The sequence below is a fragment of the Kitasatospora sp. NPDC004614 genome (assembly GCF_042873675.1).
In the GTDB taxonomy this organism is placed as follows: domain Bacteria; phylum Actinomycetota; class Actinomycetes; order Streptomycetales; family Streptomycetaceae; genus Kitasatospora.
The window spans coordinates 736,887-748,714 of sequence record NZ_JBIALR010000002.1 but is presented as its reverse complement, the minus strand read 5'-3'; the positions used below and the strand labels follow the sequence as shown (position 1 = coordinate 748,714).

Here is an 11,828-nt window from a genome sequence, read left to right as displayed (position 1 = left end):
GGGTGGTGCGGTTCGGCGTGCACAGCCGCCCGCCGCGTGCTCTGACTGCGGTTCAGGCCCGGCCGGTTGCGGTCGGGTGGTTAGACGACGGCGCGTTGAAGTCCGCGCTGACCTCGCTGTCGGTGCGCTCCATGTTGTCCGCCATGCTGTGCAGCCCCCGGCCGATCCGGCCCAGCCGCTCCGACAGACCCTGCAGCCCGGCCAGCACGCCCTCCCGGGCCTCGCCGTACGCGGTACCGAACGGCTTGCCCGGAGCGTCACCGCCCCACGGCGCACCCAGCGCCGCCAGCCCGCTCTCCAACTGCTTCGCCGCACTGCCGAACTCGTTCGAGACTGTCTCGAACTCCTTTGCCTCGCCGTGGAGTTCCCACGACCGGATGACGACCTTGTCGCCCATGTGCACTCCCCCGTGCAAGGGCGCTCATGCGCCCGACCTACCCCCGGCTGGGCCATCCTAGGGCCGCGCACGGCCGCCGCCGCCCGGGCTGCGGCCCTTTTCACAGCCGTTTCACCTACGCCGCCCACGGGCAGCCCCGGAAAACCCCCCAATCCCGGCAAACCGGACCAAAAGCCGCGATGCCCCTCCGCCCTCGCCCCGCCAGGCCATACCCTTGCCGGGTGGCACCAGCTGAGAACAAGAAGTCCAAGAAGTCCGGCAAGGCAGGCAAGGCCGGCGGCGCGGCCAAGGCCCCGGTCGTCGACCTGGCGATGCCCACCGTCCGCGAAGTCGCCCTCGACTTCCCGCGCGCCTGGGTCGAGTTCACCGACCCCGCCGACGAGGACCAGGTGTTCCGCTGCGACCTCACCTGGCTCACCTCCAACTGGGGCTGCATCTTCGGCAAGGGCTGCCACGGCATCCAGCCCGGCCGCGGCGCCTCCGACGGCTGCTGCACCCTCGGCGCCCACTACTCTGACGAGGACGACGAACAGCGCGTCACCGGACACGCCGCCCGCCTCACCCCCGACATCTGGGAACACCACGCCGAAGGCACCGACGCCAAGGGCCGGATCCGCCGCGACGGCGGCATCACCATGCTGGACGAGGACGGCGACCGCCAGACCCGCCGCGTCAACGGCGCCTGCCTCTTCCTGAACAGCCCCGGCTTCCCCGGCGGCGCCGGCTGCGCCCTGCACGTCCTCGCCCTCCGCGAGGGCCTCGAACCCCTGGAAACCAAGCCCGACGTCTGCTGGCAACTCCCGATCCGCCGCACCTACGACTGGATCGACCGCCCCGACGACACCCGCTACCTCCAGGTCTCCATCGGCGAATACGACCGCCGCGGCTGGGGCCCCGGCGGCCACGACCTCCACTGGTGGTGCACCAGCTCACCCGAGGCCCACAACGCCGCCAAGCCCGTCTACGTCTCCTACCGCCCCGAACTCATCGAACTCATGGGCCCCGAGGCGTACGCGACACTCGTCACCCTCTGCGAAGCCCACAACCCCAAGCTGGCACCGCACCCCGCAGGCATCTAGGGGGGCTTGCATCCAGGGGCCCGGGGAACGGCGGGGCCAAGTCTGCGGAGGATCAACGGGGCGCGAAAAGGCCCCGTAGTTTCTGGTCCCCGCCCTTGACCCGCCGCAGCCTCCCGTCCGCCTTCCCTACTTGTCGATGTCCCCCACCACGAAGAACATCGACCCCAGAATCGCCACCATGTCCGCCACCAGCGTCCCCGGCAGCAATTCCGTCAGCGCCTGAATGTTGTTGAACGACGCGGACCGAAGCTTCAGCCGCCAGGGCGTCTTCTCCCCGCGCGACACCAGGTAGTACCCGTTCACCCCGAGCGGGTTCTCGGTCCACGCGTACGTCTCACCCTCCGGCGCCTTGAGCACCTTGGGCAGCCGCAGGTTGATCGGCCCGGCCGGCATCTCCACCAGCCGGTCCAGGCACGCGTCTGCCAGCGCGAGCGAGTTCTCGGTCTGTTCGAGCAGGCACTCGAACCGGGCCAGACAGTCCCCCTCCTCCCGCACCGGCACCCGCAGTACGTCCTGCAGTTCGCCGTACGCGAGGTACGGCTCGTCGCGTCGCAGGTCGAAGTCGACGCCGCTGGCCCGGGCGATCGGCCCGGTGACGCCGTACGCGTGCACGTGTTCGCGGGAGAGGACGCCGATGCCGGCCGTCCGGCCGCGGAAGATCTCGTTGCCGAGGACCAGGTTCTCGAAGACCGGCAGCTGCGAGCGGACGACGCCGATGGCCGCGCGGACCCGGCCGAGCCAGCCGGCCGGGAGGTCCTCCTTGAGGCCGCCGACCCGGTTGAACATGTAGTGCATGCGTCCGCCGGAGGCTTCCTCCAGGACGTGCTGGAGTTCTTCGCGGCCGTTGAAGGAGTGGAAGATCGGCGTGATGCCGCCCAGTTCCAGGGGGTACGAGCCGAGGAACATCAGGTGGTTGAGCACCCGGTTCAGCTCGGCCAGCAGCGTCCGCAGCCAGACGGCGCGCTCGGGGACCTCCATGCCGAGCATCCGCTCGACGGCGAGGACCACGCCGAGTTCGTTGGCGAAGGCGGACAGCCAGTCGTGCCGGTTGGCCAGCATGATGATCTGCCGGTAGTCACGGGCCTCGAAGAGCTTCTCCGCGCCGCGGTGCATGTAGCCGATCACGGGTTCGGCGGAGATGATCCGCTCGCCGTCGAGGACCAGCTTCAGGCGCAGCACGCCGTGCGTGGACGGGTGCTGGGGGCCGATGTTGAGCACCATGTCGGTGCTGCCGGGCTCCCCGGGGAGCGTCTGCGCGCCCGGGCCGATGCCGACCGTGGTCTCCGTCATGCCCGTCGACTCCTTCATGAGGGGAGAGTCTGCCATCCCGGCAGGCCCGCGAGGTCGTCCGGTACCGGCATGCGGACGGCCTGGACCAGCCAGTGGAATGCTCCGAGCCCGGCCGGGTCGGTGAGTTCGGCGGCCTCGCCGGCCCCGCCCAGGGCCCGCAGGTAGCCGGCCGGGTCGGTGGTGGCGAGGGCTAGTGGCGGGCGGGCGCCGCTGACGCCGAGCGCGCGCAGGGCGGTGCGCTGGGTGGTCAGCAGCACCGGATGAGCCGGGACCGCGGCGGCGTCGAGGGCGACGTGCGCGGTCAGGTCGCAGCTGCCGTCGGGGACGGGTGCGGTCTCCCGGCCGTCCCGGAAGCCGGTGAGGGTGCCGAACGGGGGGCGGGTGTCGCGGGTGTGTGCGTAGTCGACGGCCACCGCGAGGCCGCGTTCCAGGGCGCCGACCGCCCCGGCCCAGGCGGCGTCCCGGGGGCCGCCCAGCTCCACCCGTTCCCCGGGCCACCAGTGTGCGGCCCAGGCCGCGTCGTCCGCATCGAGCGGTTCACCCAGCCGTTCGTCGCCGTCGGGGGCGACCTCGAGGTACCGCAGCTGCCCGTCCTCGTCGCGTTCGGCGAGGTCGAGGGGGACGTTGTCGAGCCACTCGTTGGCGAACAGCAGGCCGGTGACGCCGGACGGCAGCTCGGGGCCCCAGCCGATCCCGTCGGGCAGGCCGGCGGGGCGGTCGGCGAGTTCGACGGCGTGGAACGCGACCCGGGCGCGCAGTTCGGCGGGCAGTGCGTCACGGACGGCGACGGTGAGTTCGCCGCGGCCGGCGCCGACGTCCACGAAGGCCAGCCGGTCCGGCGAGCCGAGCGCGGCGTCGACCCCTGCCAACAGGCGGGCCACCGCGCCGGCGAACCGGGCGGAGGCGTGCACGGAGGTGCGGAAGTGCCCGGCCGGGCCCTCCGGCCTGCGGTAGAAGCCGCCGTCGGGCCGGTACAGCGCGTGTTCGATCGCGGGCCGCCACCGCATCCATGTCATAGCGGGCGACGTTACCGGGAGGAGGGGATCTCCACCTTGGGGAGTAGCACCGGATCGCTCTCCCGACGGACCTGAACACGCCATCCGACTCCCTAGGCTGGACCTGTGCATCGACTCAACGCCTGGCTCCGCCGACACCCCATGGTGGTCGACTCCGCCTGGGCACTGATGGTGCTGTTCCCGGGCGTGCTCGTCGCGCTGGACCAGGCCACGCCCGACGGATATCGGCTCTCCGGCGCCGCGAGGTTCCTGGCCGTCGCGGTCGCCGTGATCCTGCCCGGACTGATGGTCGTCCGGCGGCGCTGGCCCGACATCACCACCGCAGTGGCCGTCGTCCTCGGCATCGGCCAGATCGCCCTCGTGATCGAACCCGGCGCGGCCAGCATCGGCTACCTGGTGTTCGCCTACACCGGCGCGGCCTTCGGCAGACGCTGGACGCCCTGGCTGGCACTGGTCGCCAGCCTGGCCGCCGGGCCGCTCACCGTCTGGCGGCTGATGCCGACGTCGCCCGATGCCCCGAACGACACCTTCGCCAAGCGGGTCCTGGTGGCCGCGCTGATGACCACCCCGTTCGTACTGTGCTGGGCGTGGGGCCGGCTGACCCGGGTCCGCCGCGCCTACCTGATCGAGCTGGAGGACCGGGCCTCCCGGCTGGAGCGCGAACGGGACGCCCAGTCGCAGGTCGCGGTCGCCGCCGAGCGCGCCCGGATCGCCCGCGAACTGCACGACGTGGTGGCGCACAACGTCTCCGTGATGATCGTCCAGGCCGACGGCGCCGCGTACGTCATGGACTCCTCCCCGCAGCAGACCAAGGAAGCGCTCGGCACCATCGCCTCCACCGGCCGCCAGGCGCTCGCCGAAATGCGCCGCCTGCTCGGCGTGCTGCGCACCGCCGACACCACCGGCGAGTACGTGCCGCAGCCCGGCGTCGAGGAACTCCCCGACCTGCTCGAACAGGTCCGCACGGCCGGCCTGCCGGTCGAGTTCACCGCCACCGGCGAGGTCCGCGAACTGCCCCGCGGCCTGGAGCTCACGGTCTACCGGATCGTCCAGGAGGCCCTCACCAACGTCCGCAAGCACGGCGGCCCCGACGCCCACGCCACCGTCGCCGTCGACTTCCGGGACGGCGACCTGGAGGTCCTGGTCGAGGACGACGGCCGCGGCAGCACCCGCGAACAGCTCGCCACCGGCGGCACCGACGGCCTCGGCCACGGTCTGATCGGCATGCGCGAACGGGTCGGCATGGTCAGCGGAAGCCTGGACGTCGGGCCCCGGCCCGGCGGCGGCTTCCGGATCCGAGCCGTCCTCCCCCTCAAAGTGTCCAAGTGAAGGAGACCCGACCGATGCCGATCCGCGTAATGCTGGTCGACGACCAGGAACTGCTGCGAACCGGCTTCCGGATGGTCCTGCAATCGCAGGGCGACATCGAGATCGCCGCCGAGGCCGGTGACGGCCAGCAGGCACTCGACGTCCTGCGCACCGCCGACGTCGACGTGATCCTGATGGACGTCCGGATGCCCCGCCTCGACGGCGTCCAGGCCACCCGCCGCATCTGCCTCGACGACCACGGCACCCCGATCGAGGGCGCCCCCCGAGTCCTCATCCTCACCACCTTCGACCTCGACGAATACGCCTTCGCCGCGCTCAAGGCCGGCGCGTCCGGCTTCCTGCTCAAGGACGTACCGCCGGCCGAACTGGTCGCCGCGATCCGCGCCGTCAACGGCGGCGACGCGGTGGTCGCACCCACCACCACCCGCCGCATGATTGACCGCTTCGCCGAGGTTCTGCCCACTCCCACCGCGACGCCCGGCTCCGCCGTCCTCGCCCCGCTCACCGAACGCGAGCGCGAGGTCTTCCTGCTGGTCGCCCAGGGCCTCTCCAACGGCGAGATCGCCCGCCGGCTGGTCCTCTCCGAAGCCACTGTCAAAACCCACGTCGGCCGCATCCTCGCCAAACTCAGCCTCCGCGACCGCGTCCAGGCCGTCGTCCTCGCCTACGAGAACGGCCTCGTCCGCGCCGGCGAAACCCCCTGACCCCGGCTGCCCGTGTCCCTGGTGGTGCTCTTTCCCTTCCCTGGTGGGTGCTCGGGCGGGTGGGTGGACGCAGTAACGTGCACCCCCGCAGCCCGTACCATTGAGCGGTACGTCTGGTACCCGCCGAGGACTGGAACGGAAGAGTGCTGCACGACTTCGGAGACCCCTCCGACCCCGGTAATCGCCCGGCCCGGCTCGCTGTCGGTGTGGTCGGGGCCGGCCGGGTCGGTCCTGCCCTGGGTGCGGCCCTGCAGCTGGCCGGCCATCGCGTGGTTGCCGCGTCCGGCGTCTCCGCCGCCTCGCGGCGTCGCGCCGAGGCCCTGCTGCCCGGTGTCCGCCTGGTGACGCCGCCGCAGGTGATGGCGGCGGCCGATCTGGTGCTGCTGACCGTCCCGGACGATGCCCTGCCGGATCTGGTGAGCGGTCTGGCCGCGACCGACGCCGTCCGTCCCGGCCAGATACTCGTCCACACTTCGGGCGCGCACGGCGTGGCCGTGCTGGAGCCCGCGACCCGCAAGGGCGCGTTGCCGCTGGCGCTGCACCCGGCGATGACGTTCACCGGCACGTCGGTGGATGTGGCCCGGCTGGCCGGCTGCCCGTTCGGTGTGACCGCGCCCGAGGAATTGCGTCCGGTCGCCGAGGCGCTGGTGGTGGAGATGGGCGGCGAGCCGTCGTGGATCCCGGAGGACGTCCGGCCGCTGTACCACACGGCTCTCGCGCACGGCGCGAATCACCTGGTCACGCTGGTCGCGCAGGCGATGGAGCTGCTGCGCACCGCGGGTGTCGCCGAGCCCGGCCAGATGCTCGGCCCGCTGCTCGGCGCGGCCCTGGACAACGCCCTGCGCTCCGGCGATCTGGCCCTGACCGGCCCGGTCGCCCGGGGTGATGTGGGAACGGTGCGCAAGCACCTGGACCGACTCGCTACGGTGACCCCGGACATCGGCCAGGCGTACCGGGCGATGGCGAAGGCGACCGCGCAACGGGCGGTCGCCAACGGATCGCTGAAGCCGGAACCGGCGGCAGCACTGCTGGACGTACTGAACGAGGAGAACCACTGATGGCACGCGACAGGCGCCCGGCGAAGGCCCCGAAGGCGGCGAAGGTCCGCAAGGCGGTGCTGACCCGCACCGTTGAGGAGTTCGAGGCCGCGTTCTGGCCGGACGAGCAGCCGGTGGACAACGCCGTGGTGATGACCATGGGCGCCCTGCACCAGGGCCACGCGGCGCTGGTCCGGGAGGCCCGCCGCCAGGTCGGCAAGGACGGCCGGGTGGCCGTCACGGTGTTCGTGAACCCGCTGCAGTTCGGCGCCGGCGAGGACCTGGACAGCTACCCGCGCACCCTGGACGCGGACGTCGCGCTCGCCGAGGAGATGGGCGCGGACGTGGTGTTCGCCCCGTCCGTGGACGAGGTGTACCCGAACGGGGAGCCGCTGGTGCGCCTCTCGGCGGGCCCGATGGGCGCGGGCTTCGAGGGCGCGTCCCGCCCCGGCCACTTCGACGGCATGCTGACCGTCGTCGCCAAGCTGCTGCACATCACCGACCCGGACTTCGCGGTCTTCGGCGAGAAGGACGCCCAGCAGCTGGCGATCATCCGCCGGATGGTCGCGGACCTGGACTTCGACGTGGAGATCGTCGGCGTCCCGACCGTCCGCGAGGAGGACGGCCTGGCGCTGTCCTCCCGCAACCGCTTCCTCTCCGACGACGAGCGCACCCAGGCGCTCGCCCTCTCCCGCGCCCTGTTCGCCGGCCGCGACGCCGGCGCCCAGGGTGCCAAGGCCGTCCGTGAGGCGGCCGCCGCCGCGCTGGACGGCGCGGACGGCATCTCCCTCGACTACCTCGCCCTGATCGATCCGATGTCCTTCACCGAGGCGCCGGACGACTACCGGGGCGAGGCGGTGCTCGCGCTGGCGGCCAAGGTCGGTCCGACCCGGCTGATCGACAACGTGAGCATCATCGTCCGATAAGTACGGCTGTAGCCCAGGCATGCACTCAGAGAGGCGTGACCACATGCTCCGCACCATGCTCAAGTCCAAGATCCACCGTGCCACCGTCACCCAGGCCGACCTGCACTACGTGGGATCGGTGACGGTCGACGAGGACCTGCTCGACGCCGCGGACCTGCTCCCCGGCGAGCTGGTCCACATCGTCGACATCAACAACGGCGCCCGGCTGGAGACCTACACCATCGCGGGCCCGCGCGGCTCCGGCATCATCGGCATCAACGGCGCGGCCGCCCGGCTGGTCCACCCCGGCGACCTGGTGATCCTGATCGCCTACGGGCAGATGGACACCGCCGAGGCCAAGGCGTACCTGCCGAAGGTGGTGTTCGTGGACGAGCACAACCGGGTCACCGGCCTGGGCGGCGACCCCGCGGACGCCCCCGAGGGCAGCGGACTGCTGCGCGGCGACGCCGCGTACGGTGGGGCGGACGGCGTGGCCGTCGCCGCCGCGCACTGAAGGAGCAGCTGAAGCCATGTCGCACCGCCTGACCGCCCCTGCCCCCGGCTGGACCACGAGCACCGACGTGGTCGTGGTCGGCTCCGGCGTGGCCGGACTCACCGTCGCGCTCAATGTCCGCAAGGCCGGTCTGCGGGCCATGGTGGTCACCAAGGCGATGCTCGACGACGGTTCCACCCGCTGGGCCCAGGGCGGCATCGCCGCCGCCCTGGGCGAGGGCGACACCCCGGAGCAGCACCTCCAGGACACCCTGGTCGCGGGCGCCGGGCTGTGCGACGAGGAGGCGGTCCGCACCCTGGTCACCGAGGGGCCGGACGCGGTGCGCCGGCTCATCGAGGTGGGTGCCGAGTTCGACCTGGACGAGGACGGCGAGATCGTCCTCACCCGCGAGGGCGGCCACCACCGGCGCCGGATCGCGCACGCCGGCGGCGACGCCACCGGCGCCGAGATCGAGCGCGCCCTGGTCGCCGCCGTCGAGGCCGACCCTGGCCTCGAACTCATCGAGCACGCCCTCGTCCTGGACCTGCTCACCGACGCCGGCGGCCACGCCTCCGGCGTCACCCTGCACGTGATGGGCGAGGGCCAGCGGGACGGCGTCGGCGCGATCCTGGCCCGCGCCGTGGTGCTGGCGTCCGGCGGCATGGGCCAGATCTTCTCGGCCACCACCAACCCGGCGGTCTCCACCGGCGACGGCGTCGCGCTCGCCCTGCGGGCCGGCGCCGAGGTCACCGACCTGGAGTTCGTCCAGTTCCACCCCACCGTGCTGTTCCTCGGCGCGGACGCGCAGGGCCAGCAGCCGCTGGTCTCCGAGGCCGTCCGCGGCGAGGGCGCGTACCTGGTGGACGCCGACGGCGTGCGTTTCATGACCGGTCAGCACGAACTCGCCGAGCTTGCCCCGCGCGACATCGTCGCCAAGACCATCACCCGCCGGATGCACGAGCACGGCACCCGGCACATGTACCTGGACGGGCGGCACTTCGGCGCCGAGATGTGGGAGAACCGCTTCCCGACCATCCTGGCCGCCTGCCGCAGCCACGGCATCGACCCGGTCACCGAGCCGATACCGGTCGCCCCCGCCGCGCACTACGCCTCCGGCGGCATCCGCACCGACCTGCACGGCCGCACCACCGTCCCCGGCCTGTACGCCTGCGGCGAGGTCGCCTGCACCGGCGTGCACGGGGCCAACCGCCTCGCCTCCAACTCGCTGCTCGAAGGCCTGGTGTTCGCCGAGCGGATCGCCGCCGACCTCGCCGAGCTCGCCGAGGCCGGCCGGCTCCCCGCCCGCACCGTGGACGCGGACGCCGCCCAGGCCGCCGAGCCGGTGCCGCTGCTGCCCGCGGAGAGCCGCGGCGCGATCCAGCACCTGATGTCCACCGGCGCGGGCGTGATCCGCTCCGCGGACTCGCTGGCCGCCACCGCGAAGGGCCTGGAGGCCCTGCCCGAACCGGCCCACCCCGCCTCCCCGTCCGTCGAGACCTGGGAGGCCACCAACCTCCACCAGGTCGCCACCGCCCTCACCGCCGCCGCCACCCTCCGCGAGGAGACCCGCGGCTGCCACTGGCGCGAGGACTTCCCCGACCGCGACGACACCACCTGGCACCGCCACGTGACCCACCCGCTCAGCAGCTGACGTCTTCCGCATCCCGCTCTTCGCGCCCCGCATCCCCCTTTGGAGCCCTCTTCATGTCCCACGACGAACTCCCCCTCCTCTCCGCCGAATCCGCCGAAGGCGGCTGTGGTGACGGCTGCGCGTGCGGTGACGGCGAGGTGTACGAGACCGGGCTCGACCCGGCGCTGGCCGAGCTGCTGGAGGAGGCCGGCCTGGACCCGGTCGAGGTCGAGGACGTGGCGATGATGGCCCTGTCCGAGGACCTGGCCGGCGGCGAGGACGTCACCTCGGTGGCGACCGTCCCCGCCGAAGCCGTCGCGACCGCGGACTTCACGGCCCGTCAGGCGGGCGTCGTCGCGGGCCTGCGGGTCGCCGAGGCGGTCGTCTCGCTGGTGTGCGAGGACGAGTTCGAGGTCGAGCGGCACGTCGAGGACGGCGCGGCGGTCGAGGCCGGCCAGGTGCTGCTCTCGGTGCGCAGCCGCACCCGCGACCTGCTCACCGCCGAGCGTTCGGCGCTGAACCTGCTCTGCCACCTGTCCGGCATCGCCACCGCGACCCGTGCCTGGGCGGACGCCCTGGAGGGCACCAAGGCGGTCGTCCGCGACACCCGCAAGACCACCCCGGGCCTGCGCGCGCTGGAGAAGTTCGCGGTCCGCGCGGGCGGCGGCGCCAACCACCGGATGGCGCTCTCGGACGCGGCCCTGGTGAAGGACAACCACGTGGTCGCGGCCGGCGGCGTCGCCGAGGCGTTCACCGCCGTCCGGGCCGCGTTCCCGGAGCTGCCGATCGAGGTCGAGGTGGACACCATCGACCAGATCACCCCCGTGCTGGAGGCCGGCGCGGACCTGATCCTGCTGGACAACTTCAGCACCGAGCAGCTGCGCGAGGCGGTCGCCCTGGTCGCGGGCCGGGCGAAGCTGGAGGCTTCCGGTGGCCTGACCCTGGCCACGGCGCGCGAGGTCGCGGAGACTGGTGTCGACTTCCTGGCCGTCGGCGCCCTGACGCACTCCTCGCCGATCCTGGACATCGGCCTGGACCTCCGCAGTTCCTGACCCTTCCAAGCAGAAAGCGCCCCATGCTCCTCACCATCGACGTCGGCAACACCCAGACCACGCTCGGCCTGTTCGACGGCGAGGAGATCGTCGAGCACTGGCGGATCTCCACCGACCCGCGCCGCACCGCCGACGAAATGGCGGTGCTGCTCCAGGGGTTGATGGGCGCCCACCCGATCGTCTCGGCGGACGACCGGGTGGCCGGCCTGGCGATCTGCTCCTCGGTGCCGGCGGTGCTGCACGAACTGCGCGAGGTGACCCGCCGGTACTACGGGGACGTGCCGGCGGTGATCGTGGAGCCGGGTGTGAAGACCGGCGTGCACGTGCTGATGGACAACCCGAAGGAGGTCGGCGCCGACCGGATCGTCAACGCGCTGGCCGCCAACCACCTCTACGGCGGGCCGTGCATCGTGGTCGACTTCGGCACCGCCACCACCTTCGACGCGATCAACGCGCGCGGCGACTACGTGGGCGGCGCGATCGCCCCGGGCATCGAGATCTCGGTCGACGCCCTGGGCGGCCGCACCGCGATGCTCCGCAAGATCGAGCTGGCCCGCCCGCGCAACGTGATCGGCAAGAACACCGTCGAGGGCATGCAGTCGGGCATCCTGTACGGCTTCGCCGGACAGGTCGACGGCCTGGTCAACCGGATGGCCAAGGAACTGGCCAAGGACCCGAACGACGTCCAGGTGATCGCCACCGGCGGCCTGGCCCCGCTGGTCCTCGGCGAGGCCGACTCGATCGACGTGCACGAGCCGTGGCTGACCCTGATCGGCCTCCGCCTGATCTTCGAACGCAACCGCCCCGCCACCGCCTGACGGCCCCTGACGCCCGGCCGGCCGCTATTGGACGGCCGACCGGGCGTCAGATGCACCATCTCATAGGCCAATCGGGAC

At 72.4% G+C, this 11,828-nt stretch carries 12 protein-coding genes; 9 read left to right on the top strand and 3 right to left on the bottom strand.

The window, feature by feature from the left end:
• Nucleotides 1–52: 52 nt before the first annotated feature.
• Nucleotides 53–397, bottom strand: a complete 345-nt coding sequence (locus ACFYST_RS09030) for a WXG100 family type VII secretion target (RefSeq protein WP_387644115.1) — start codon at nt 395–397, stop codon at nt 53–55.
• A gap of 179 nt (nt 398–576) precedes the next feature.
• On the opposite strand from ACFYST_RS09030, the gene ACFYST_RS09025 reads away from it, so the two are divergent.
• Nucleotides 577–1,476 carry a hypothetical protein gene (locus tag ACFYST_RS09025; RefSeq protein WP_387861009.1) on the top strand — a complete coding sequence of 300 codons (900 nt, stop codon included), beginning with the start codon at nt 577–579 and terminating at the stop codon, nt 1,474–1,476.
• A 126-nt stretch (nt 1,477–1,602) separates the two neighbouring features.
• Here the strand turns inward: ACFYST_RS09025 and ACFYST_RS09020 are convergent, their stop codons facing one another.
• The gene (locus ACFYST_RS09020; protein ID WP_387644110.1) at nt 1,603–2,766 is read right to left on the bottom strand and encodes an NADH-quinone oxidoreductase subunit D; all 1,164 of its coding nucleotides are present in this window, start codon (nt 2,764–2,766) and stop codon (nt 1,603–1,605) included.
• 14 nt (nt 2,767–2,780) lie between these two features.
• Nucleotides 2,781–3,782: an SAM-dependent methyltransferase gene (locus ACFYST_RS09015; protein WP_387861007.1), complete on the bottom strand. Its 1,002-nt coding sequence runs from the start codon at nt 3,780–3,782 to the stop codon at nt 2,781–2,783.
• Between the two features lie 105 nt (nt 3,783–3,887).
• On the opposite strand from ACFYST_RS09015, the gene ACFYST_RS09010 reads away from it, so the two are divergent.
• From ACFYST_RS09010 to ACFYST_RS08975, 8 genes are all read left to right on the top strand, one after another.
• Nucleotides 3,888–5,111, top strand: coding sequence for a sensor histidine kinase (locus ACFYST_RS09010; RefSeq protein WP_387861005.1), 1,224 nt, complete (start codon nt 3,888–3,890; stop codon nt 5,109–5,111).
• 14 nt (nt 5,112–5,125) lie between these two features.
• Nucleotides 5,126–5,815 (top strand): response regulator, encoded by a 690-nt coding sequence (locus ACFYST_RS09005; RefSeq protein ID WP_387861004.1) that lies wholly within the window; start codon nt 5,126–5,128, stop codon nt 5,813–5,815.
• Between the two features lie 143 nt (nt 5,816–5,958).
• Nucleotides 5,959–6,873 carry a Rossmann-like and DUF2520 domain-containing protein gene (locus ACFYST_RS09000; RefSeq protein WP_387644101.1) on the top strand — a complete coding sequence of 305 codons (915 nt, stop codon included), beginning with the start codon at nt 5,959–5,961 and terminating at the stop codon, nt 6,871–6,873.
• Nucleotides 6,873–7,778, top strand: coding sequence for a pantoate--beta-alanine ligase (gene panC / locus ACFYST_RS08995; RefSeq protein WP_387644098.1), 906 nt, complete (start codon nt 6,873–6,875; stop codon nt 7,776–7,778). The genes ACFYST_RS09000 and panC overlap by 1 nt, the downstream gene beginning before the upstream one ends.
• A gap of 43 nt (nt 7,779–7,821) precedes the next feature.
• The gene (gene panD / locus ACFYST_RS08990; RefSeq protein WP_387644095.1) at nt 7,822–8,271 is read left to right on the top strand and encodes an aspartate 1-decarboxylase; all 450 of its coding nucleotides are present in this window, start codon (nt 7,822–7,824) and stop codon (nt 8,269–8,271) included.
• A gap of 16 nt (nt 8,272–8,287) precedes the next feature.
• Nucleotides 8,288–9,901, top strand: coding sequence for an L-aspartate oxidase (locus ACFYST_RS08985; protein WP_387861002.1), 1,614 nt, complete (start codon nt 8,288–8,290; stop codon nt 9,899–9,901).
• A 53-nt stretch (nt 9,902–9,954) separates the two neighbouring features.
• The gene (gene nadC, locus ACFYST_RS08980) at nt 9,955–10,932 is read left to right on the top strand and encodes a carboxylating nicotinate-nucleotide diphosphorylase (RefSeq protein WP_387644090.1); all 978 of its coding nucleotides are present in this window, start codon (nt 9,955–9,957) and stop codon (nt 10,930–10,932) included.
• Between the two features lie 23 nt (nt 10,933–10,955).
• Complete coding sequence (locus ACFYST_RS08975; protein WP_035863765.1) at nt 10,956–11,750, top strand: type III pantothenate kinase; 795 nt, start codon at nt 10,956–10,958, stop codon at nt 11,748–11,750.
• The last annotated feature ends 78 nt before the right edge of the window (nt 11,751–11,828 follow it).